The organism is Methylophilus sp., from assembly GCF_035460085.1.
Taxonomy (GTDB): Bacteria; Pseudomonadota; Gammaproteobacteria; order Burkholderiales; family Methylophilaceae; genus Methylophilus.
In genome coordinates this window covers 1-23,496 of sequence record NZ_DATHWZ010000046.1, presented here as the reverse complement: position 1 = coordinate 23,496, position 23,496 = coordinate 1, and the positions used below count along the sequence as shown (strand labels likewise).

25 protein-coding genes are annotated in these 23,496 nt (G+C 48.7%); 21 read left to right on the top strand and 4 right to left on the bottom strand.

Going from position 1 to position 23,496, the window contains the following annotated elements; all coding sequences use genetic code 11:
* Nucleotides 1-51: 51 nt before the first annotated feature.
* The 5 genes from VK958_RS07215 (at nt 52) to pepN (ending at nt 5,659) form a co-directional block, all read left to right on the top strand.
* Nucleotides 52-327 (top strand): hypothetical protein, encoded by a 276-nt coding sequence (locus tag VK958_RS07215; RefSeq protein WP_325240233.1) that lies wholly within the window; start codon nt 52-54, stop codon nt 325-327.
* Nucleotides 328-372: 45 nt separating this feature from the next.
* On the top strand, nt 373-2,220 hold the full coding sequence (locus VK958_RS07210) for a YbhB/YbcL family Raf kinase inhibitor-like protein (RefSeq protein ID WP_325240231.1): 1,848 nt from the start codon (nt 373-375) through the stop codon (nt 2,218-2,220).
* A gap of 136 nt (nt 2,221-2,356) precedes the next feature.
* On the top strand, nt 2,357-2,587 hold the full coding sequence (gene vapB / locus VK958_RS07205; RefSeq protein WP_325240228.1) for a type II toxin-antitoxin system antitoxin VapB: 231 nt from the start codon (nt 2,357-2,359) through the stop codon (nt 2,585-2,587).
* Between the two features lie 8 nt (nt 2,588-2,595).
* Nucleotides 2,596-2,991: a type II toxin-antitoxin system tRNA(fMet)-specific endonuclease VapC gene (gene vapC, locus VK958_RS07200; RefSeq protein ID WP_325240226.1), complete on the top strand. Its 396-nt coding sequence runs from the start codon at nt 2,596-2,598 to the stop codon at nt 2,989-2,991.
* A gap of 61 nt (nt 2,992-3,052) precedes the next feature.
* Nucleotides 3,053-5,659 carry an aminopeptidase N gene (gene pepN, locus VK958_RS07195; RefSeq protein ID WP_325240224.1) on the top strand — a complete coding sequence of 869 codons (2,607 nt, stop codon included), beginning with the start codon at nt 3,053-3,055 and terminating at the stop codon, nt 5,657-5,659.
* Between the two features lie 65 nt (nt 5,660-5,724).
* Here the strand turns inward: pepN and asd are convergent, their stop codons facing one another.
* From asd to ilvB, 4 genes are all read right to left on the bottom strand, one after another.
* Entirely contained in the window at nt 5,725-6,573 is an 849-nt protein-coding gene (asd, locus tag VK958_RS07190; RefSeq protein WP_325240221.1) for an archaetidylserine decarboxylase, read from the bottom strand.
* 174 nt (nt 6,574-6,747) lie between these two features.
* A complete protein-coding gene (gene ilvC / locus VK958_RS07185) occupies nt 6,748-7,764 on the bottom strand; it encodes a ketol-acid reductoisomerase (RefSeq protein WP_325240219.1) in 1,017 nt (338 codons plus the stop codon).
* Between the two features lie 73 nt (nt 7,765-7,837).
* The gene (ilvN, locus tag VK958_RS07180; protein WP_091471716.1) at nt 7,838-8,329 is read right to left on the bottom strand and encodes an acetolactate synthase small subunit; all 492 of its coding nucleotides are present in this window, start codon (nt 8,327-8,329) and stop codon (nt 7,838-7,840) included.
* The gene (gene ilvB / locus VK958_RS07175) at nt 8,329-10,092 is read right to left on the bottom strand and encodes a biosynthetic-type acetolactate synthase large subunit (RefSeq protein ID WP_325240212.1); all 1,764 of its coding nucleotides are present in this window, start codon (nt 10,090-10,092) and stop codon (nt 8,329-8,331) included. Before ilvB ends, ilvN begins: the two co-directional genes overlap by 1 nt.
* Nucleotides 10,093-10,291: 199 nt before the next feature.
* Here ilvB and VK958_RS07170 point away from each other — a divergent pair, with 199 nt between their 5' ends.
* The 16 genes from VK958_RS07170 to VK958_RS07095 all read left to right on the top strand — a co-directional run.
* Complete coding sequence (locus tag VK958_RS07170) at nt 10,292-10,600, top strand: hypothetical protein (RefSeq protein ID WP_325240210.1); 309 nt, start codon at nt 10,292-10,294, stop codon at nt 10,598-10,600.
* Between the two features lie 78 nt (nt 10,601-10,678).
* Nucleotides 10,679-11,293 (top strand): 30S ribosomal protein S4, encoded by a 615-nt coding sequence (gene rpsD, locus VK958_RS07165; RefSeq protein ID WP_325240208.1) that lies wholly within the window; start codon nt 10,679-10,681, stop codon nt 11,291-11,293.
* Nucleotides 11,294-11,497: 204 nt separating this feature from the next.
* Complete coding sequence (locus tag VK958_RS07160) at nt 11,498-11,716, top strand: hemin uptake protein HemP (protein WP_325240206.1); 219 nt, start codon at nt 11,498-11,500, stop codon at nt 11,714-11,716.
* Between the two features lie 229 nt (nt 11,717-11,945).
* Nucleotides 11,946-12,806 (top strand): energy transducer TonB, encoded by an 861-nt coding sequence (locus VK958_RS07155; protein WP_325240204.1) that lies wholly within the window; start codon nt 11,946-11,948, stop codon nt 12,804-12,806.
* Between the two features lie 30 nt (nt 12,807-12,836).
* Nucleotides 12,837-13,577 carry a MotA/TolQ/ExbB proton channel family protein gene (locus tag VK958_RS07150; protein WP_325240202.1) on the top strand — a complete coding sequence of 247 codons (741 nt, stop codon included), beginning with the start codon at nt 12,837-12,839 and terminating at the stop codon, nt 13,575-13,577.
* The gene (locus VK958_RS07145; protein WP_325240200.1) at nt 13,574-13,993 is read left to right on the top strand and encodes an ExbD/TolR family protein; all 420 of its coding nucleotides are present in this window, start codon (nt 13,574-13,576) and stop codon (nt 13,991-13,993) included. The genes VK958_RS07150 and VK958_RS07145 overlap by 4 nt, the downstream gene beginning before the upstream one ends.
* A 22-nt stretch (nt 13,994-14,015) precedes the next feature.
* Entirely contained in the window at nt 14,016-15,152 is a 1,137-nt protein-coding gene (locus VK958_RS07140) for a PepSY-associated TM helix domain-containing protein (RefSeq protein ID WP_325240198.1), read from the top strand.
* A gap of 59 nt (nt 15,153-15,211) precedes the next feature.
* Nucleotides 15,212-15,406 carry a hypothetical protein gene (locus VK958_RS07135; protein WP_325240196.1) on the top strand — a complete coding sequence of 65 codons (195 nt, stop codon included), beginning with the start codon at nt 15,212-15,214 and terminating at the stop codon, nt 15,404-15,406.
* Nucleotides 15,407-15,519: 113 nt separating this feature from the next.
* Nucleotides 15,520-15,993 (top strand): azurin, encoded by a 474-nt coding sequence (gene azu, locus VK958_RS07130; RefSeq protein ID WP_325240194.1) that lies wholly within the window; start codon nt 15,520-15,522, stop codon nt 15,991-15,993.
* A 430-nt stretch (nt 15,994-16,423) separates the two neighbouring features.
* On the top strand, nt 16,424-16,972 hold the full coding sequence (locus VK958_RS07125; RefSeq protein ID WP_325240192.1) for a HugZ family pyridoxamine 5'-phosphate oxidase: 549 nt from the start codon (nt 16,424-16,426) through the stop codon (nt 16,970-16,972).
* A gap of 44 nt (nt 16,973-17,016) precedes the next feature.
* Entirely contained in the window at nt 17,017-18,057 is a 1,041-nt protein-coding gene (locus VK958_RS07120; protein WP_325240190.1) for a hemin-degrading factor, read from the top strand.
* Nucleotides 18,045-18,968: a heme/hemin ABC transporter substrate-binding protein gene (locus VK958_RS07115; protein ID WP_325240188.1), complete on the top strand. Its 924-nt coding sequence runs from the start codon at nt 18,045-18,047 to the stop codon at nt 18,966-18,968. The genes VK958_RS07120 and VK958_RS07115 overlap by 13 nt, the downstream gene beginning before the upstream one ends.
* Nucleotides 18,965-20,035 (top strand): FecCD family ABC transporter permease, encoded by a 1,071-nt coding sequence (locus VK958_RS07110; protein WP_325240186.1) that lies wholly within the window; start codon nt 18,965-18,967, stop codon nt 20,033-20,035. Before VK958_RS07115 ends, VK958_RS07110 begins: the two co-directional genes overlap by 4 nt.
* On the top strand, nt 20,032-20,835 hold the full coding sequence (locus VK958_RS07105; protein ID WP_325240184.1) for an ABC transporter ATP-binding protein: 804 nt from the start codon (nt 20,032-20,034) through the stop codon (nt 20,833-20,835). The genes VK958_RS07110 and VK958_RS07105 overlap by 4 nt, the downstream gene beginning before the upstream one ends.
* A gap of 122 nt (nt 20,836-20,957) precedes the next feature.
* Nucleotides 20,958-23,132 (top strand): TonB-dependent siderophore receptor, encoded by a 2,175-nt coding sequence (locus VK958_RS07100; RefSeq protein ID WP_325240182.1) that lies wholly within the window; start codon nt 20,958-20,960, stop codon nt 23,130-23,132.
* Nucleotides 23,133-23,290: 158 nt separating this feature from the next.
* Nucleotides 23,291-23,496: hypothetical protein (locus VK958_RS07095; RefSeq protein WP_325240180.1), on the top strand; the 206-nt coding region annotated here is incomplete at its 3' end.

Below are 23,496 nucleotides of genomic sequence, written 5' to 3'. Positions count from 1 at the left end.
GTTATCAAACAGGTTTAACCGCTGCAAAGTTAACTCTCTGAATCGAATGTAATGAACAATTTTAATAAAACAGATCTCCACCTTGATGGGTTGGAGATCGCTGGCTTGTATCTTGAAGATGTATTTTCTGTTTGGGAACACTACGATAAAAACGCGAATAAGTACTTTACCGTTTTTATGATTAACAATTCCCGCATTACGGTGCCCGCTACTGATGCCAATGTGGCTTTGCTTTATGAAGGCGGCCATCCGGTATCTGAATTTGTGGTTAACGATGGCGTTGTGGATGAGATTGAAATCAAAAAAAACCATGGTGTGGCTATTTAAAGTCGCCTGTTTTAGCTTTAAGTCACACTATCAAGGATCGTTTTAATGTCATTGCATTTATCCCGTCAGCCGTTAATCGATAAGCCAGCATTCAGCAAAATGGGTGTAGCCGCTTTGCTATTTCAACTATGCGTTTTCACCGCTGATGCGGCAGAACCAAATGTTGCTGCAAAGGTGGCTCTGCCGATTCAAAGCTACATTTTGCAGCCAGCTGAGTTGCCGCCTCCTGCCATCAATGCATTAAAAGTACCGCAAGGTTTTTCAGTCAGTAAAGTGGCGGAAAACCAGGGCAATGCTCGCGTTCTCGCGATATCACCGCAAGGCAATCTCTATGTGACCAGGCGTGAGCAGGGCGACGTATTGATGTTGCCAAAAACGGGGGATACGTTTGGCAAGCCTGTGCGCGTCGCTAGCCGTTCCGGTATGCATGGCATCGCTTTCCGTGGTGATACGGTTTACATGGTGACAGTGAAAGAAGTGTTTACTGCGCCTGTGTTGGCCGATGGTCGTTTCGGGCCGTTGAAAATGATCATCACCGATTTGCCAGATGCAGGGCAGCACCATGACCGCACGATTGCGATCGGGCCGGATGACATGCTGTATATCTCAGTCGGCTCAACCTGTAATGAATGTATAGAAACCAATATCGAAAATGCGACCATGCTGCGTAGTACGCTGGATGGCAAAAAGCGTGTCATTTTTGCATCAGGTTTGCGCAATACCATAGGCTTCGACTGGAGCCCGCAGACTGGCGAGCTTTGGGGCATGGACCATGGCATAGACTGGCTGGGCGACGATGTGACGCCGGAAGAGGTCAATAAAATCGAGCAGGGCAAACGTTATGGCTGGCCATATATTTTTGGTAACAACATAGAGAATCCACGACTGATTCCTTCCGGCAAACTGGAAAAAACGGAATGGAAGAAAACCAGCGTCCCTATGGTGCTTGGCTATGCTGGCCATGCGGCCCCCATGCAGATGGCGTTTTACAATGCGGGCCAGTTTCCCGACGAATACCGAAATGATGCCTTTGTCGCCATGCATGGTTCCTGGAATCGCCAGACGCCTTCCGGCTATGAAATCGTACGCATCCATTTTGAAGATGGTAAGGCTGTCTCCATCGCGTCTTTCCTGACAGGATTTGTCGGCCCTAAAGGCCAGAGCGGCCGACCTTTCGGCCTGGCGATTGATAAGCAGGGAAATCTGCTTTTCAGTGATGACGTCAACGGTGCGATTTACAAGGTTAGCTACAAAGGCGATGGCAAAGCAGCCGCGATTCCACCTTCAGCCATTCCTGCGGATAGTATGAAGCAACAAGCTGCGCAAGGTTCTGGTGTGCAGATTGCCACTTTGCGTAGTGAAACCGAAATTGCAGGAAAGCAAACAGCCAAGTTAACTGTGAGCAGCCCTGCGTTTGCCAATGGCGAAAAAATACCGGATAGTCATTCCAGTTATGACCAGGATGCGAGCTTTGAACTGAGCTGGAGCAAGGGGCCAACAGCCACGCAATCATATGCCATCATCATGGAAGACCCGGATGCAAAACCCATTACCCCAGTCGTGCATTGGGTGGCGTGGAATATCGGCAAAGAAATCACTACTTTGCGTGAAGGCCTGCAAAAGCAGGACAGGCTGGAAGATAAAGCTGAGCGCATGGAGGGCCTGATGCAAGGCCAGGCAACCACCGGTAAAATCGGCTATGTCGGCCCCAAACCGCCAGCAGGTGACCCACCGCACCATTATCATGTGCAGGTGTTTGCTTTGGATACCGTGCTGCAAATTCCACCAGGCGCAAACCGGGATACTTTGCTCAAAGCGATGGCAGGCCATGTGATTGCTAAGGGTGAGTTGGTGGGTACATTCCAAAGGCCAGAGAAGCCTGCAAGACCTTAGTATTTTATTCACAGAGATAGGTTTAGTTTTACAGCCTATCTCTGCCAGTCAGTATGTCATTAACTTTGTGCGCTAACATTGACAATCACTCATGAAAGAATATACTTAAAGTATATATTTTATTTGGAGATTGTTTATGAAAACTGCCAAATTGTTTCAGAATGGCCAAAGCCAAGCGGTACGACTACCAAAAGAATTCCGCTTTGAAGGTGATGAGGTAATCATCAAGCGTTCAGGCAATGCGGTTATTTTGCTACCAGCTAAGCACTCCTGGGATGTACTTGTGAATAGCCTGGATAAGTTTAGCGACGATTTCATGACGGATCGGGCGCAACCTGAGCAACAAGTCCGTGAGGACCTTTTTTAATGAAGGTAATGCTGGATACTAATATCTGTATTGCCTTGATCAAGCAAAAACCTGTGAATGTGGTTAAAAAGTTCAATGATTTTCAGGTTGGTGAAATTTGTATTTCAACCGTCACCTTGGCCGAGTTGCGCTACGGTGTTGCTAAAAGCCAATATCAGGAAAAAAATCAGGCAGCTTTAGATGACTTTATTTTGCCATTGGAAATCGCTGAATTTGATGAAGTCGCGGCAAATTATTATGGCGTATTACGCGCAAATCTTGAAACAAAAGGCACACCGATTGGCGCTATGGATTTGATGATAGGTGCACATGCTCTAAGTCAAAATCTTACTATTGTTACTAATAATGTTAGGGAATTTAAGCGTATCCCTAAGTTGGTTGTCGTAGACTGGTTTAATGATTAAACCAATTCCCAAGTTCAAACTCTCAAATATAATCCCTATTAATACTTAATCAGGTCATCCCATGCGAACCGAAAACGCTGTTGCACCAAAAACCATTTACCTTAAAGACTACACACCAGCCCCTTATCTCGCTGCGCAGGTCAATTTGAGTTTTAACCTGTTGCCGGGTAAAACCATCGTTACATCAGAAGTGAAGTATGCGAAAAATCCTGCGGGCGTTTCGAATGATCTGGTGCTGGATGGCGAAGAGCAAAGTATTCTTTCGGTAGCATTGAATGGTCAGCGATTTGATAGCTATTCGGTAGCTGATGGGCAGATGACAATAGTCAATCCCGGCGATGAATTCACGTTAACCATTATCAGCGAGATCGACCCGGCGGCGAACACCGCGCTTGAAGGGTTGTATCAATCACAGGGTAACTATTGCACGCAGTGTGAGGCCGAAGGGTTCAGGCGGATTACTTATTACCAGGACCGGCCAGATGTATTAAGTATTTTTACGGTACGCATTGAAGCGGATGCCAAAGCGTATCCAGTCCTATTGTCCAACGGCAATTTGCAGGATTCAGGCAGTTTGACTGATGGCCGCCATTACACCGTCTGGCATGACCCTTTCCCTAAACCATGCTACCTGTTTGCGCTGGTGGCGGGTGATCTGGTGCGTGTGGCAGATACGTTCACGACCATGACTGGTCGCAAGGTGGATTTGCATATTTATGTGCGCGCCGGCGATGAGAAACAGTGCGATCACGCAATGGAGTCCCTGAAAAAATCCATGAAGTGGGACGAAGAGGTGTATGGCCGCGAGTATCAACTCGACCTGTTTAATATTGTCGCTGTCAGCGATTTTAATATGGGGGCGATGGAAAACACCTCGCTGAATATTTTCAATACAGCGCTGGTATTGGCACATCAGGAAACCGCGACCGATAGCGATTTTATGAGCGTGGAAGGTGTGATTGGTCACGAGTATTTCCACAACTGGACCGGTAACCGGGTGACTTGCCGTGATTGGTTCCAGCTGTCGCTTAAAGAAGGCTTTACCGTGTTCCGCGACCAGGAATTTAGCGCCGATTTGAACTCGCGTGCGGTGCAGCGGATTGATGATGTCAATGGCTTGCGCCGTTTGCAGTTCCCCGAAGATGGCAGCCCACTGGCGCACTCGGTGCAGCCTGACCAGTTTATCGAGATCAGTAACTTCTACACTAAAACCATTTATGAAAAAGGCTCTGAGCTGATTCGCATGCAGCATACCTTGCTCGGCGCTGAGACTTTCCGCAAGGCCACGGATCTGTATTTTGACCGCTACGACGGCCACGCCGTGACCTGTGATGATTTTGTAAAGTGTATGGCCGATGCCTCCGGCCGTGATATGTCGCAGTTTTTCCGCTGGTATAAACAGGCGGGTACGCCAACCTTGCAAGTGAGCAGCCATTATGATGCTGCCCAGCAAAGCTATACGCTGACCTTTAAGCAATCACAGCCGGATACGCCTGAGCAAACTAATAAGCAGCCGTTACATATTCCAGTCGCGTTTGGCCTGTTGGATGCCAGTGGTAAAGAGATTCTGCCAACAGAGGTGCTTGAAATCACCGAGCGTGAGCAAACATTCACTTTTGCTGATCTGGCTGGCAAACCGGTGCCTTCAATCCTGCGGGGTTTTTCGGCACCAGTGAAACTGGTAACCGATTTAAGCGATGATGATTTGCGCTTATTGCAAGTGCACGACACTGACGGTTTTAATAAATGGGAAGCAGGACAAACGCTGGCATTGCGTACTATCCAGCGGGTGATGGAAAAACCGGATACTGATATTTCACAATTTGTGGCAGATGTCGGCACCTTGATTGAACAAGGCCTGACGAGACAGGGCGATAAGGCCTTGCTGGCGCGTGCATTGAGTTTGCCGCTACTAGGCGTGATTGCGCAGCATCAGGCTGTGATTGATCCGGCATCTATTGATGGGGCGCGGACGTCTATCCTTAAACAAATTAAAAAGGCACATAAAGAAACACTTGCTGCTTTGTACGATGCTAATAGTAATACTGGCTCGTTCTCGATTACACCCGAAGCGATGGGCCGTCGTGCGTTGCAACATGCAGTGCTGGATATTCTCACTGTGACTAATGGCACCGGTTGCGCGGCACGCTCCAAAGCGCATTACGATGCGGCGGATAATATGACGGATCGCGTAACTGCTTTAGCTTGTTTGTCAGATAGCAGCCAGCCACAACGTGCCGAAGTGTTTGCAGATTTTTATGCGCGCTTCAAGAATTATCCTTTGGTGGTGGATAAGTGGTTCTCGCTGCAAGCGATTGCCAACCGTGACCAGATTTTTGATGATTTAGCCATGTTGCGAAATCATGCGGATTTCAATATCAAGAACCCTAACCGCGTGCGTTCACTGTACAGCGCATTCGCGATTAATAATCCGGTGAAATTCCATGACCCTAGCGGCAAAGGCTACGCCTTCTTGCGCGATGTGATTATCGAGTTGAATACCATCAATCCGCAAATCGCCGCACGCATGGTAACGCCATTGCGTGAGTGGAAACGCTACACACCTGCTTTGCAGGCGCAGATGAAAGCCGCGCTGGAAGCGATACAGGCAACTCCCAACTTGTCTGGGGATGTGTTTGAGATTGTAAGTAAGAGCCTCAACGGTTAGTGAGCAATGGATGGTATAAAAAAGGAGGCAATCGCCTCCTTTTTTATACCTCTGCAATATTCGCTTTAGCGCCCCATGGCTTCACCCAAGCGGATCGGTTTACCCGCGTGCCAGCTGTCGTTAAATTTCAATACATCTTTTTCAAACAGCATGACCACGGTAGAACCCAGCAGGAAACGGCCCATTTCTTCACCTTGTTTCAGGCTGATGTTTTGGTCGCTGTAATCCCAGTGCAGAACCTTGTCTGGACGTGGCGGGTTGATGATGTGGTCTTTGGCGTCGTGCCAAACGGTTGCCATGCTGCCCACAATGGTTGCACCCACAAGCACCAATACAAACTTGCCATGTTGTGCTGATTCAAAGGTGCAGACCACACGCTCATTGCGCGCAAACAGGCCAGGTACGTTGGCGGCAGTGTCTGGATTCACTGAAAATAAATCGCCTGGCACATAAGTCATCTGCAAAAGTTTTCCCTCGCAAGGCATATGGATGCGGTGGTAATCCTTGGGGCTCAAATACAAGCAGGCGAAAGCCCCGTTTTCGAAATTCGCGGCTAATGCAGCATCGCCTCCTACCAATGTTTGAGCCGAATAGTGATGACCTTTGGCCTGGAATATCTGGCCTGATTTAACTTCACCAAACTGGCTGATCGCCCCATCCACAGGACAAACAAAAGCATTATTTTCCAATGGCCTGACCCCTGGTTTGAGCGGGCGGGTAAAGAACAGGTTAAACGATGCATAACTGGCAATATCACCGTTGAGTGCCTCTTCCATATTGACATGATACCTGCGTACAAACCAGCCGATAAAGGCTGTGGTCAGGCTACCCGCTTGCCAGTGTGCGAGCTTGCCTGCGGCAGCAGTCAGTAATTGTTTGGGGGCGATGTATTGCAGCAGAATAGAGAGTTTCACTTCATTCCTTTATAAACTTGTCCGTTTTCAATCTCGAGCAAGAATTCTTTTTTATTGTTGTGTGCTGTTAAATAAAAAAGCACAGGCGATCTTACATCGGCCTGTGCTTTTTGCCTATGGCTGGTTAGTGTGTTTTAAACGCAACCATCAGGCTTGATCAATTCACCAGAAATATTAGTTCTTGGTTTGATCAACCAGTTTGTTTTTCGCGATCCAAGGCATCATGCCGCGCAGTTTGTTACCCACTTGCTCGATTGGGTGAGCAGCGTTCAAACGACGGCGTGCAGTCATTTCAGGGTAGTTAGTACGGCCTTCCAGGATGAACTGTTTAGCGTAGTTACCGTTCTGGATGTTAGCCAGGCACTCACGCATCGCGTCTTTAGATTGGCTGTTGATCACGCGTGGGCCAGTCACGTACTCACCATATTCCGCATTGTTCGAAATAGAGTAGTTCATGTTGGCGATGCCACCTTCGTACATCAGGTCAACGATCAGTTTCAGCTCGTGCAAGCACTCGAAGTAAGCCATTTCAGGCGCGTAACCAGCTTCAACCAATGTCTCAAAACCGGCTTTAACCAGCTCAACTGCACCACCACACAGAACAGCTTGTTCGCCGAACAAGTCAGTTTCAGTTTCTTCACGGAAGTCAGTTTCAATCACGCCACCTTTGGTGCCGCCGTTAGCAGCAGCGTAGGATAAAGCGATCTCTTTGGCTTTACCGGAAGTATCCTGGTAAACCGCGATCAATGAAGGTACGCCGCCGCCTTTAAGGTATTCTGAACGAACTGTATGGCCTGGGCCTTTTGGTGCGATCATGATCACATCCAGGTCGGCACGTGGCACGATCTGGTTGTAGTGAATGTTGAAGCCGTGGGCAAATGCCAGTGCTGCGCCTTTTTTCAGGTTAGGGGCGATTTCGGCATGGAAGATTTCTGCCATGGTTTCATCAGGTAGCAATACCATCACTACGTCAGCTTCTTTAACAGCAGCAGCGATTTCCAGTGTGGTGTGTTTTGCGCCTTCTGCTTTTGCCCATGAACTGCCGCCTTTACGCAAGCCGATAGTGACGTCTACACCGCTGTCGCGCAAGTTGGCTGCGTGTGCGTGACCTTGTGAACCGTAGCCCACGATAGTCACTTTTTTGCCTTTAATAATGCTTAAGTCGGCGTCTTTGTCGTAATAAACGTTCATGTCTGCTTTTGCCTTTCAATACAAATGCGTAGATATACAAATATTAGGTATATATATTAAAAAATAAGGTTGATTAAACTTTGAGGATGCGGTCGCCACGACCAATGCCGGACGCGCCGGTACGCACGGTTTCCAGAATCGCGCTGCGGTCTAGGGCTTCGATAAATGCATCCAGTTTGCTGCAAGAGCCGGTAAGCTCAATGGTGTAACTATTGTCGGCCACATCGATAATACGGCCGCGAAAAATGTCGCACATACGCTTCATTTCGTCTTTATAAACGCCGGTGGCTTTAACCTTGACCAGCATCAATTCGCGCTCAATGTGCTTGCCATCGTTGAGGTCCAGCACTTTGACCACGTCAATCAACTTGTTAAGTTGCTTGATAATTTGTTCAATCACATCGTCGGAGCCAGTGGTGACGATGGTCATGCGCGACAGGGTTGGATCTTCTGTCACGGCTACCGTGAGTGATTCAATGTTGTAACCGCGCGCAGAAAACAGACCTGCCACACGTGACAGGGCACCCGCTTCGTTTTCCATCAACAGGGAAATAATGTGGCGCATTATTGCTCTCCCTTAAGACGCGAACCGCTCAATGGGCTTAACACCATTTCTGACAAACCTTTGCCATTTTCAACCATAGGGAAAACGTTTTCGGTCTGGTCGGTTAAAAAGTCCATAAATACAAATTTATCTTTTCTGGCAAACGCTTCTTTCAACGCGCCTTCTACATCCGCCGGATTGGTGATCTGCATGCCGATGTGACCATAAGATTCCGCCAGTTTTACAAAGTCAGGCAGGCTGTCCATATAAGACTCGGAATAGCGGTTCTCGTAGAAGAATTCCTGCCACTGACGCACCATGCCCAGATAACGGTTATTCAACAGAATCACCTTAATTGGCAGGCCGTATTGCGCACAGGTCGATAGCTCCTGGATATTCATCTGGATGCTGCCTTCACCGGTGATACAGGCCACTTGCGCATGTTTGTCCGCGAACTGACAGCCCATCGCGTAAGGCAATCCTACACCCATGGTGCCCAGTCCACCGGAGTTGATCCAGCGACGTGGTTTGTCGAATTTGTAGTATTGCGCCGCCCACATCTGATGCTGGCCTACGTCAGAAGTCACGTAGGCTTCACCGTTGGTGACTTCCCACAACTTCTGCACCACGTATTGTGGCTTGATCACGGTGTCGGAGTTGGTGTAATCCAGTGATTGCACGCCACGCCACTCGTTGATCTGGTCCCACCAGTCGGCGGTATCCGTAGTCTTGTTTTCTTCCTGCGCCAGGATATCTACCATGTCGGCGAGTACAGACTGTACGTCGCCCACGATCGGCACATCCACTTTTACGCGCTTGGAAATGCTGGAAGGGTCTACATCAATATGAATGATGGTGCGTTTCTGGCCTGAAAAGTGTTTCGGATTGCCGATGACACGGTCATCGAAACGCGCGCCAACTGCCAGCAACACATCACAGTGCTGCATCGCCATATTGGCTTCGTAACGGCCATGCATACCCAGCATGCCGACAAATTGTTTGTCAGTTGCAGGGTAGCCACCCAGACCCATCAACGTATTCGTCACCGGGAAATTAAGCGCTTTAGCTAGCCTTACCAGTTCGGCTGAGCCGTTACCCAATACCAAACCACCGCCGGTATAAATCATCGGGCGTTTGGCACCCAGCAGCAATTTCACTGCTTTTTTGATCTGGCCGCTATGACCTTTCAAAATCGGGCTGTAAGAGCGCATCTCTACCGTTTTCGGGTAGATGAAGTCTGCGATATGCGCAGTAATATCTTTAGGGATGTCTACAACCACAGGACCCGGACGGCCGGTTTTAGCGATAAAGAAAGCCTTCTTAATCGTTGGTGCAATATCTTTAACGTGTTTAACCAGGAAGTTATGTTTTACACATGGGCGGGTAATGCCAACCATGTCCACTTCCTGGAAGGCGTCCATGCCAATGGCCGGTACAGGTACCTGGCCACTGATCACAACCAGTGGGATGGAATCCATATAAGCAGTGGCAATGCCTGTCACGGCATTGGTGGCACCGGGGCCGCTGGTCACCAGGGCAACGCCTACATCACCTGTCGCGCGTGAATATGCATCGGCGGCATGTACGGCAGCCTGCTCATGACGCACCAGAATGTGTTTGAATCCATTCTGTTTGTATAGTGCATCATATATATGCAAGACAGCACCACCCGGATAGCCAAACACGAATTTGACTTTTTCTTCATTCAGGCAGTTGATGACGATATCAGCACCAGTCATGGATTTGGTGTGAGAGTCGGTCGCAGAGTGGGCTGAAGAATCCATAAAATCTTGATTATTATGCTAATTAATGTTGAACCCTATACATTAGCTTGCTTTAGTAATTTGGTCAAGATTATCGCGGGTTACACGACGTATTTGAGAAGGCTATTGTTTAATTACAAAAGAGTTTGCAAATAATTGTTGACTTTCTAAATGAGAAACATTATCATTTGACCACTGATTGAGGAAAGTTAACTAAACAATGCAAGCCGAATTAGCTGTAGAAGCAAGTGATCTATTTGATCCTGATCTGCCGACAGCCAGTGCGGTACTTGTATCGTTGAGTTGTGTGGCAACCCGCTACGCGGTCAATCCTTCCGAAGACCTTGCATTGTTGGGATGCAGTTTGGCGCAGACATTAAATGCGCCAGAGTATGCGGAAAGCCATTTGATTGAGTCGGCAGCAAAGCAGTTGTTACAGGATTGGCAGGCGCTTTTACAGGCGCATCGTGAATTTTCTATGCAACAGGAAGTCACGGATTTCGTCACCCCCTCTTCAACTTTACAATAATACGCTACAATATAGGGTTTACTAAATTAGTAGTGACTAATATTTTTATTTTCAGATTTAAAGGAAAGGCTTTAAACAATGAGAACTACAGGACCAAGATTAAAGATTATGCGTGCATTGGGTATTGAATTACCTGGTTTGTCACGCAAGTCTATTGAAAACCGCCCAAATCCACCGGGCCAGCATGGCAACCAGGCAGCGCGTCGTCGCCGTTCAGACTTTGCTGTGAAATTGGTGGAAAAACAAAAGATTCGTTTTAACTACGGTGTGAGCGAAAAGCAAATGCGTGGCCTGATGCTGGAAGCGCGTAAAGGTAATGAGCCTACAGGTGAAAAATTGATGTCCCTGCTGGAGCGTCGTTTGGATAATGTCGTCTTCAGGGCTGGTTTCGCACCAACCGGTATTGCCGCTCGCCAATTGGTAAGCCACGGCCATATCTTGTTGAACGGCAAGTCAGCGAACATCCCATCTATCCGCTTGAAAGTGGGTGATGTGGTGACGTTGAAAGAGAAAAGCCGCAAGATTCCGATGGTGGTTGAAGCGTTAGCGACACCAAGTCTCGCGATTCCTGAGTGGGTGTCTGTAGATTCGACAACTGCTTCTGTGAAAGTCGGCCATTTGCCATCGATTGATGATGTGCCATTCCCGCTGGATGTTCAGCAGGTGGTTGAATACTACGCTAACCGCGTTTAAGAAATGTTTCGAGCAGCCCGAAGGCTGCTCGAATAAGAGTTTGAGCAATGCTCCTAACCCCAACATGTCATTGCTCAAATAGGCGTATTTTTTATGCGCCAAATTACCCCTGGTAAGGGTGTTCCTTGAAATCTGATGCCGCTGTGCTTTTGCATGTAAGTCGGCTTTTTTTTGGGGTCCAATCATATAGGAATGAATAGCCAAATGCAACCTTTGTCTGGCAAAAACTCATCGCTGGTCGAGGTTTCAGGTATGCCTCTGGCAGTGATTGACGCCCGGCAACTGTTTGGTAATGCTTCCGGTGTGGTCATTATGCATGGGAATGAAACCTACAAACTCACGCGTACCAAGCAAAACAAGTTGTTGCTGACCAAGTGCCACAATGAAGTTGTGGATGTCAGTTCTGGTCTACGGCACATATAAATCCTTGTGATCTGATTAATTCCTGGCTGTATATGCATGACGACGCCGAAAGTGGTGTCTGTTGAATAGCTGATCTTGCTCTAGTAGCGATGCGGTTTTGTTGAGCAAGTGGCTCAATAATATTTATTTTGAATAAACTCAATGTCAATCTTTGAGTAAATTGATATGATAATGATGCGCATTAACTTGCCTTCTGGCTATTTTTCTACAAGTATGAGGATGGGTGCGGATGTTTCAGCGTGAATCAATAACAGGGTTGACCTTAAGGCCTGTGCAAGCGCATGTGCCGAAGGTCCCTGAGCTGAACTTGCATCATCGTCAACCTGCGCAATTGGCAGGCGTTTTTCGCTGGCCTGGCCTGGCAACAGAAGCCTGGTTAAGCAGAGATAAAGGTCAGCGCTGGTCTGGCATGGGCTTGTTAACGGTCATTCTGTTGCATGGAGCGTTAGTCTGGTGGGTGTTTGTACATACTGAAGCACCAATCAAGCCGCCAAAACCTGAGCCAATGACCGTTTCCCTGATCACGTTGCCTGCCAAAAAAGAAGAAGCACCAGCACCTGAAATAGTCCCTGTCATCAAACAAAAGCCGGTTGAAAAACCTGTAATCAAGCCTAAAGAAACACCAGTCAAGCCAGTAGAGCGCCCAACGCCTGTGGTGGAACGAATTGTCGAGTCTGCTGCTGATGAGCCAAAGTTTGAGGCCAGCACCCAGCCGGCAGCGCCACCCATGGAGGCGCCAGCTGCCGCATCCGCCAAACCTGCACCTGCACCCGCTGCACCACCCAAGCAGGAAGTGGTTGAAGAAAAAGAAGAACCGCCCAAGTTTGGCGTGGCTTACCTGAATAATCCGCCTCCTGAATATCCCAAAATGGCTAAACGCGCGGGAGAGGAGGGGCGTGTATTGCTGAAAGTACTGGTTTCTCCAGAAGGGCGGCCGGAAAGTGTTGAGTTATCGAAAGGCAGCGGGTTCGAACGCTTGGATACAGCAGCCCTTACTGCAGTAAAACAATGGCGATTTGTCCCGGCGCGCAAGGGTGAAAAAACAATTAGTGCTTATGTCATGGTCCCATTGGCATTTTCATTAAATTGATTATTAAGTCTGATTGAAAGGAAGTTTTTAATGCAATCCACGAGCGGTTTGGCCTTTATAACCGAAGGCGGTGTAGTGTCAATGCTGGTAGCACTGATTTTACTGGTGATGTCTGTATCCAGTTGGTATTTTGTGGTTGTAAAATCCTGGCAGGTATATAAACACAAGCGTCAGGTTTCCGGATATGTGCGCCAGTTCTGGCGTAAATCCACATTGCAGGAAGCTATGCAAGAAACGCAACAGCATTCCCCAGCCTATAAACTTGCACAGACGGCGGTAGAGTCTACCCAGCATCATCAGCAATACGCTGCACAATCACTAGGTGCGGCATGCAGCCAGGATGAATTCATTGCCAGACAATTGCGTCGTACCTTATCGCAAGAGCAGGCCGGACTCGACAGCGGTTTGTCAGTATTGGCTTCTGTAGGCAGCGTAGCGCCTTTCGTAGGCTTGTTTGGGACTGTGTGGGGTATTTACCACGCGCTGACTGCCATCGGCCAATCGGGTGTTGCCACCATTGATAAAGTCGCCGGCCCGGTTGGTGAAGCATTGATCATGACCGCGATTGGTCTGGCGGTGGCGATCCCGGCTGTTCTTGCATACAACGCATTTATTAAAGCGAACCGCGGCATTATGGCTGAGCTCGAAAGTTTTGCCCAAGATCTGCACACCTTGCTGACGACCGGGGCGCCGCTCATGATAAAGCCAGGCAGTAAGTCCAATGTCCGTGAGTTACACACTAGAGTAGTGAATAAAGGTGGCAATCCATGATCGGTAATAATCCATTCAGCGCGGGCGAGCACACGCAGCCGATGAGCGAGATCAACACGACGCCATTGGTGGATGTCATGCTGGTGCTGCTGGTGATTTTTATCATTACTGCACCTCTGCTAACGCATGCTGTGAAAATTGACCTGCCGCAGGCGACTTCACAACCACTGGAAGAAAAGCCGGAAGTGATAGACCTGGCTGTGGATGCCGATGGCAAGATGTTTTGGAACGATGCGGAAATCGATCAGGCGACACTGGTCACGCGTATGAAAGACGAAAGCGTTAAACAGCAGCAGCCTGAGTTGCAGATCCGGGCCGATAAAAATACCCGCTACCAAGTGCTGGCAGAAGTATTGGCGCAAGCGCAAACAGCTGGCATGAAAAAAGTTGGTTTTGTCAGCCAGCCACAGCAGTAAATAGAATCACAGGCCGTTGACTATGACGCAGAAATCCATCCGGCGCTGGGCCTGGATCCATAAATGGTCCAGCCTGGTGTGCACACTATTCATGTTATTGCTGTGCCTGACCGGGCTGCCACTGATTTTCAGCCATGAAATTCACGATTGGCTGGGCGATCATATCGTTACTCCTGATATCGAGCACAGTGGTCCAATGGCTAGCATGGATAGCCTGCTGGCTACAGCAAAAAAGCAGAATCCCGGATTTGTACCTTTGTACATGTACCGCGATGATGATGAGCCATTGCAATGGACAATCAGCATGGCCAAAACCACTGATGCCACCAGTGGTTTTAAATATGTAGTGATGGATGCCCGCACATCAAAAGTGCTGGGCGAACCGCCAGCAGAAGAAGGCTTTATGTATATCGTCTTCAAGCTGCACGTAGACCTGTTTGCAGGTTTGCCAGGCATGCTGTTTTTAGGATTGATGGGTTTTCTGCTGGTGATTGCGATCATCTCTGGCGTCGTGCTCTATGCACCTTTCATGCGTAAGCTGGAATTCGGTGAAATCCGCCACCAGCGTGGTGAAAAACTCAAGCGGCTGGATATCCATAATATGCTTGGTATCGTCACCCTGAGCTGGTTTCTGGTGGTGGGCGCCACCGGCGTCATCAATGCCTGGTCAGATTTACTGGTGAAATACTGGCAATTTGACCAGATGTCGCAAATGATTGCGCCTTATAAAAACTTGCCGCCGCCAACCCAATTCGCTTCGCTACAGCAGTCGCTTGAAGTTGCCCAGAAAGCCGAACCAGCCATGCAATTAGGCTTTATTGCCTTCCCCGGTACTGCATATACCAGCCAGCATCATTATGGCATTTTCATGCGTGGCGACAACCCGCTCACCAAGCGCTTATTTAAACCGGTATTGATCGACGCGCAAAACGCAACCTTAACCGACAGTCGTCCTTTGCCTTGGTACCTGGTTGCCTTGCTGGTTTCGCAACCGTTACATTTTGGGGATTATGGCGGCATGAGCCTGAAGTGGATCTGGGCCGTGTTAGATGTGCTGAGCATTATCGTTTTATGGACCGGCTTGAAACTTTGGTGGAAGAAACGGCGTCAATACCTACCAGTGACAAGTGCGCGCCCGGTATTGCATAAAGTCACTTGATAAACGGTGTTGATCAATGATTTTTAACAGCCAAAAATTTCATGATGGAATGTGTATTCATGCGGAATAAGTCATCAACACAAATTTTTTTATGGCCAACAGTGATTGCGATTGTGTCATTCACCGGTTTGTTAACCGCGTTGCTGGTGGATGATGCGCGAGAGTTGATTTCCGATGCCGCTGTGGCATTGCCGATACTGATTGCTGCTTATTACTATTGGATCAAGCCGGATACTAGCGCGCAGAAATCTTAAAGTTAATGTTGCCTGAAACATCATGCTTCGGGCAGTTTTAAAACCTGAGCCAGCCAGGAAGTGGAAACTTCGGTAGCCAGCTAATTTTTTGTTATGGATGAAACGGAGAAATCATGAATTTGAAACGTACACAATGGCAACAATTACTGGCGGTGGCTGGTAGCGCAATCTGTTTACTGCAACAACCTGCGCAAGCGGCAGATAAATGTGAGGTGAGTGTAGATGCCACAGACCAGATGACATTCAGCGTGAAGGAAATTGCGGTGCCGAAATCTTGCAAGTCATTCACTATTAACCTGAAACATGCAGGATCCATGAAGAAAACAATCATGGGACATAACCTGGTGGTGAGCAAGCAAGCTGATGAGCAAGGTGTATTGCAGGATGGTAGCAAAGCAGGCCCGGCGCAGTCATATGTTAAGCCACAGGATGCACGCGTAGTGGCTGCCACTACTGTCATTGGTGGTGGCGAGAGTGCCAGTACTTCTTTTGCGCCTTCTCAGCTAGATGCAGCGGGTAACTATGTATTCTTCTGTTCATTCCCTGGTCATGCTGCACTGATGAAGGGTACGCTGAAATTGATCTAAGTGATTATTTAGATGAACAAAGCAGGTCTGAAAAAAGCTCCGCTATCCGTCAAGGTGGCGGAGTTTTTTATGTCTTGTTCATTGATGGCAGCCTGAGATCAACTGGGACAGATCCCATGACAAGATACGATCTTTATTTTCAAGATCGTCTGTGGGTATTGTTGATGAATTTTTTAGCGCATACTTCATGTTAACTGTCGCAAAGACATTCTCTAAATTATACTCGTTACTTGAAAATGCGAATGCTTCTCATGTAGAATAACGTTTGTCAGAATTTACTATTTAACGCTATCAGCAGTTCTTCTCTCAGCTTTTGAGTAATATCGCCGCATAAATAGTCTGAATCAAAGCGTGCACACTAAACCGTTACTCCCGCAGCCTTTGTCACCACATCGATGCCTCTGTAATTAATGTACTTTAAGGAAATAAGATGACCGATCAGGAAAAACTTCAATCAGTGGGCCAGGAAGCCATTGCGTTCAAAAGCCTGTTTCAAACAGTTCAGCTTGCCAGTGTCAATGCACAAGGCGTACCGGAGGCAAGTTATGCAGCGTTTGTAGAACGTGATAACAAGTTTTATATCTACGTCAGCGAGTTGGCGACACATTGTGCCAACTTGCGTGAAACAGGTCTTTGCTCTGCCATGTTTATCGAGAGCGAAAAGGACGCAGGCCATCTGTTTGCCAGAAAGCGCCTGGTGTTTAAATGCACCGCGCAAGGGGTCGATAGAAACTCAGCAAAATTTAATGAAGTGATGGCGCTTTTCTATGAAAAGTTCGGACAATTCATGGATGCCATCGGCAAACTGACCGATTTCCACATGATGGAATTAACACCCTCACACGGTAGTTATGTTGCCGGTTTTGCGAGAGCCTATCACCTGAATGGCCAGGATTTATTACAAATCACGCACCGGAATGACCAAGGTCACGCCGCACCTGATTCAGCAGCGCAACAAAAATTGGATGAGCTGGCTTAACCGTGGTTGATTCAGATACAAATGGCAAATTTGAATCAATACGCGTGCAATTTACGAGTGAACGTCAGTCAGGTAAACGCCACCGTGATATTGCCGAAAAACTGCAAATATCAGAAGGCGAACTGATTGCGGCCCATGCCGGCGCACCGGAAACTGCTTTGTTGCGGGCGACCAGGCTGCAAGCTGACTGGGCGACATTAATAACATCACTGGAACCATTAGGCGAAGTGATGGCTTTGACCCGCAACCTTTCCTGCGTGCATGAGAAAACCGGCGTTTACAGGCATGTAAGTGACACCGGGGATGTTGGCCTGGTGCAGGGTGGGGATATCGATTTACGTGCGTTCTATCGCCATTGGGCGCATGGCTTTGCGGTGTCTGAGTCTGTTGAAAACGGTGTGCAGCAAAGTCTGCAGTTTTTTGATACCGAAGGCGCGGCCATCCACAAAGTTTTCCTCAAGCCTCCAAGCAATGTCCAGGCTTATCAAGGCTTCGTTCATCGTTATGCCGACCTGAATCAGCAGCCTGGCGTAGAGGTGACGCAGCTACCGTCACAACCGGTGGAAAAAGAGGATAGCGCTATTGATGTGGCAGGTTTTCAATCTGCATGGCGTGGACTGCAAGACGCACACGATTTTTTCGGCTTGCTTGAACAGTTTGGCGTTACCCGATTGCAAAGCATGCGTATCGCAGAAAAACAATATGTTCAGCAGGTGAATCAGGCAAGTGCCCGTCAACTGCTGGAGGCAGCGGCAAGTGAACAGGTGGCGCTGATGATTTTTGTAGCCAATCCCGGTATGGTGCAGATTCATTCCGGGATCGTTAAAAAAATAGCTGTCATGGGCCCGTGGCTGAATGTGCTGGACCCACGCTTTAACCTGCACTTGCGCGAAGACCATATTGCCAGTGCCTGGGTGGTGCGCAAGCCAACGGTGGATGGCATGGTGACTGCGCTGGAACTGTTTGACACGGATGGCCATGTGATTGCCATGTTCTGCGGTGAACGCAAGCCCGGTAAACCTGAACTTGCTGAATGGCGCGCCCTGATGGAAACGCTCAAGGAACATGAATTATGTCTGAATTAACTAAGCTCTTGAATGATGCAGAACCGGCGCATTTACGACGCAAATTCCTTTTACAGATAGGCGCGGTTGCCATCGCAAGCTGCCTGCCACAATCATGGGTATGGGCGGCGGACGCACAGAAGCAATCACGCCGCATTGTCAGTATCGGTGGCGGCTTGACCGAGATCATTTATGCGTTGGGGGCCAGCAATGAACTGGTGGGCGTGGATACCACCTCGCTATACCCTGAAGCTGCAACCAGGCTGCCTAGCGTCGGCTATGCCAGGACTTTATCAAGTGAAGGCATACTGGCCTTGGCTCCTAACCATGTGCTGGCCACCGAAGATGCAGGCCCGCCAGCGGTATTGCGGCAGATCAATGCTGCAGGAGTGCCGGTGTCGGTGTTGGCCGCCAATGACCGCTTCGAAGGCGTGCTGGAGCGCATCACCCGCATCGGTGCATTGATTGAGCGCCCAACTCAGGCCAGCCAGTTGGTTGAAAAGTTGAAAGCAGACTGGCTGAAAGTGCGTGAGCCGATCTTAGTGCGTAAAACCCCCGCGCCACGGGTGCTTTTCGTGTTGTCGCATAGCCCGAGCCAGATCATGGTCGGCGGCAAAGGCAGCAGCGCTGAAGCCATGATGCACTATGTAGGTGCCCAGAATGCTGTTCAAGGATTTAATGGCTTTAAACCATTGACGCCTGAATCTGTGATCGCTGCGCAACCTGATGTGGTGTTGTTCACTGATCAAGGGCTTGAAGTCGTTGGCGGTATTGATGGCGCATTAAAACTACCCGGCCTGGCGCAAACCCCTGCTGGACAAAAGCGGCGTATTGCCTCGCTGGAAGCCATGTTTATGCTGGGTTTCGGTCCACGCTTGCCACAGGCGGTGGCTGCGCTTGATAATGTACTGTTGAAGGCGATGAACGGATGAGTGCAGCGACCAACGTGATGCCCTTTGCATCACGTTTAACAGCTGGCCTGGTGACTCGGCCAGCTTTGTTTTTATGGTTAACCCTGGTGATATGCATCTGGGTGGCAGCTTGGGCCGGTGCAGTGACTGTGCTACCAGCAGATTGGCTGGCACTTTTGCAGTCAGGCAATGATCAGCCATTGACCGGTGGCGCGTATGTACTGTGGAACCTGCGCCTGCCACGTATCCTGTTTGCGGCGCTGATAGGTGCTGCCTTAGGGCTTTCAGGCGCACTGACACAAGGCCTGTTCCGCAATCCATTAGCCGATCCGGGTTTGCTTGGAGTGACCAGCGGTGCGGCTTGTGCGGCTGCATTGACTATTGTGTTATTGGCTAACAGCGGCATCAATGTGCCGATTTCACTACGCTATTGGGTGTTGCCGGTGACGGCATTTACCGGTGCCATTGGGGTGTGTTTCCTGCTGGATACGGTGGCACGCTGGCTCACCGCAGACTCGATCGCCGGATTGTTACTGACCGGCATTGCCCTCAATGCGTTGGCAACTGCGGTCATAGGCTTATGCACCTATCTGGCGACCGATGAACAATTACGCAGCCTGACTTTCTGGACCCTGGGCTCACTCGCCGGTGCCAGTTGGTCTTTGCTGCTGGCATTGCTGGCATTACTGCTGGCAGCTCTATGGTATGTGCGACAGTTGGTTAACCAGATGAATGCCCTGGCGCTAGGCGAAACGACGGCGGCGCATGTGGGCGTGAATGTCCGCCATCTGCGTGCACGCGTCATAGTGCTGGTTGCCTTGCTTTGTGGGTTTGCGGTTGCCTGGTGTGGAATGATCGGGTTTATCGGGCTGGTTGCCCCGCATATTGTGCGGTTGGTCATCGGCCCGGACCAGCGGCGTCTCGCACCGCTTGCCATGCTGGTGGGAGCCATCCTGCTCCTGGTGGCGGATACGGCCGCGCGTACAGTGGCGATACCGGCGGAAATCCCGGTAGGTATATTTACCGCGCTATTGGGCGCGCCATTTTTCCTGGTGCTGCTGGCCGGTATCCGTAAGGCAGGGCAATGATGCCTGCCCTGAACGCTGATCATCTGCTTTCTCTGCGCGATGTCTGCATCCATCTGGGCAAGCATACTTTCGGCCCGTTTACGCTGTCGATTCAAACAGGTGAACGCATCGCGATACTGGGCCCCAGTGGCGCAGGCAAATCAACATTGCTTAAATTGCTGGCAAGGGAGTTAACACCTGCCAGTGGTCAGGCAGTATTTTGCCAGCGCAGCCTGAAAGAATGGTCGCTGGTTGATTTAAGTCAACGCCGCGCCATTTTGCCGCAATCACACGAAGTCGCTTTCGGCCTGCCAGTCGATCTTGTGATTGGCCTTGGCCGGGTTGCGCGCGCTTACGATCCTGAACTCAAAAAAATCGTGCGGCAGTCTGCTGAATTGACATGTGCCGCACATTTGCTCGAGCGCCGTTTCGATACTTTGTCGGGTGGTGAAAAAGCACGCGTACAAATGGCCAGGGTATTTGCCCAGCTATGGGATATTGAAAAAGGCCTGCTGTTGGTAGATGAGCCACTGGCTGCGCTGGATCCCGGGCTGCAGATCAGTTTGATGGATGCCATCTATGCATTTGCATCACAGCGGGGCCATGCCATCCTGGCGATCCTGCATGATATCAACCAGGCTTTGCAGGGGTTCGACCGTTTAATCCTGATCAAACAGGGCATGATCGCCGGCGATTATCCACACAATCAAATCACCATTCCTTTGCTGGAATCTTTATATGACGTCCGCCTGGTCAGTGCTGTCACTGATACAGGAGAGACCATCGTCGCCCCCGATCTGAAGCAAAAGATACCTGCTTAGGCACACGAAGAAACAAATCCCTTCCTTGAAGTATTGAATGGTAATCGTTATCATTCAATATTTAGAATGCAAGCCAGCAAGCGATGTTTCACTGGCTAGCCATTTATTGATAAGGGAATCTTGTGTACTTAAAATTAAAACATCCGTTTCAACCGCACCGTTTATTAGCCGCCATGGTGATTGCGTTTCCCTACCAGGGGTTTGCTGCTGAAGCAACACAGCCCAAAGAAAACGTAGATGCTTTGCCAGAAGTACAGGTCACTTCCAAAGCCGAAAAAGATCAGCCTTCAGAAAAAACCAGGGCATACACAGTTGAGTCTACTTCAACCGCCACGCGTTTAAATACCAGCATCCGTGAGACGCCACAATCGATCTCTGTGATTACCCGTGAGTTGCTGGATGATTTCCGGGTGTTCAGCGTCAACGATGCCCTTTCCTATGCAACAGGTATCAAAGTTGAACAGTTTGAAACCGACCGTACCGAATATACTGCGCGTGGACTGACCATCACTAATTTCCAGATAGACGGCCTCAGTACCCCGATCAGCTTTAGTGGTACCAACTATGGCGATCTGGATGTGGCATTGTATGACCGCATTGAAGTATTGCGCGGTGCCAATGGTTTACTGACCGGCACCGGAAACCCTTCTGCCACCATTAACTTTATCCGCAAGCGTCCGACAAGAGAGTTCCAGGCAAAAGCGAATGCCTCGGTGGGTTCCTGGGATAATCGTCGCCTGGATGCAGATGTCTCCGGCGCCCTGAATGGGGATGGCAGTATACGTGGGCGCCTGGTGGTGGCAAATCAGAATAGAAACTCTTACCTTGACCGCTATAGCACTGAAAGAAACGTCGTTCATGGCGTGATTGAAGCTGATTTAACAGATACCACCAACCTGGCTGTCGGACACACATATCAGCAGAACAATGCGAGCGGTAACAATTTTGGTAGTTTGCCCTTGTTGTATGCCGATGGTAGTAAGCGTCATTACAATGTGTCTGCTTCAACCGCGCCGGATTGGAGCAACAGGAATGTAGGCACCAATGTCAGCTTTGTCGAGTTAACGCATTATTTCAATAATGACTGGAAGCTGAAAGGGCAGTTGACCCACAAAGAAGTGAGCTCCAAAGGTCGCCATCATTATATTGAAGGTAATGAAGACCGCAGCACTGGTCTGATAACCTATGCCAGTTACCCTTATATTTACGACTTCGCAACCAAAGACCATGTGGCCGATATTTATGCCAATGGCCCTTTTGAGTTCGCAGGGCGCAAGCATGAACTGGTAGTTGGTGCCACATTGAGTAAAACCTACATGAAAGAATACTCAAGGGAGGGTGACACTCTTTTCAATCCATTACTTAACAATTTCTTTACTAGTAGTTTTGATGATATAGGTAATTTCCCGATACCGACGTTCGGACCTGAAAGCAAATCATCTGATTACAAAAGTACAAACAGTAATATCTATACTGCCGCTAAACTCAACCCTACTGATGATTTGAAGGTTACTTTGGGCGGAAGCCTGTTGAGTTATAAATTAAGCGGCATCAGTTATGGCACCCCTCAAGACGCCAAAGAAAGTAATAGGTTTACGCCCTACATCGGTGCCGTGTATAAACTGGATGACACACATTCTTTATATACCAGCTATGCCGGGATTTTCAGGCCGCAGATTGAAAAGAACACCAGCGGCAGTGTACTTGCACCTTTAAAAGGTAAAAACTATGAGGTTGGTGTTAAAAGTGAGTGGTTTAATAAAGCATTGAATAGCGCATTTGCATTTTTCAAAACAGAGCAAGAAAACCAGCCTCAGTTCGTGAGTCAAACCGGTCAGCAAACTTTTTACAAAGGGATTGAAGCGATCACAAAAGGGTATGAGTTAGATCTATCCGGTGAGGTCATGGCAGGGTTAAATATTAATGCAGGATATACCCGGTTGATGAGTGTTAAGGGTGAGCAAGATCAAAATGTGAACCCGTTCATCCCTCGCCACCTGGTCCATCTGACGACGGTTTACACGGTCCCTTTTGTTGAGAATCTCAAAGTGGGTGCAAGCGTCAATTGGCAAAGCGATGTGCATGTGGATATCGGCACAGTACGTTATAAGCAGGATAGCTATGCGGTGTTGAATTTGATGGCCAACTATAAAATTGACAAACATTGGAACGCAGCAGTCAATTTGTACAACGTTACAAATGAAAAATACTTATCCAGCTTAAGATATGCGGAAGGTGCACAAGCTTTTTATGCCCCACCGGCAAGTGCATTAGCTTCAGTGACATGGACTTATTAACAGCCCGAGAGGGTATTAATTTAGGACTACACAGAGTTTCATAAACTAAAAATCCTACTTGAAATTAAATATGATAATGGTTATCATTCACCGCTTTAAATTTTGCAGCCAGTGAGTCTTAACTCCAGTAGCTAGCAGTCTGTTTTATTGGAGAATTTATGTACTCATTTCGGATTAATACGATTTCGCTTGCTTTAATGTTTGCTTTCCTGTCGGCGAATCTTCTTGCAGAAGAAACCTCTAAATCAACTGGTGCAGACACGTTGCCTGAAGTGTCTGTTAAGGCGGAAAAAAATAGTAAAAAGAAGGACAGATTCATCACTCAGGAGCAGTCTGCTTCAGTTGGTAAAAGCCCAGTCAGCGT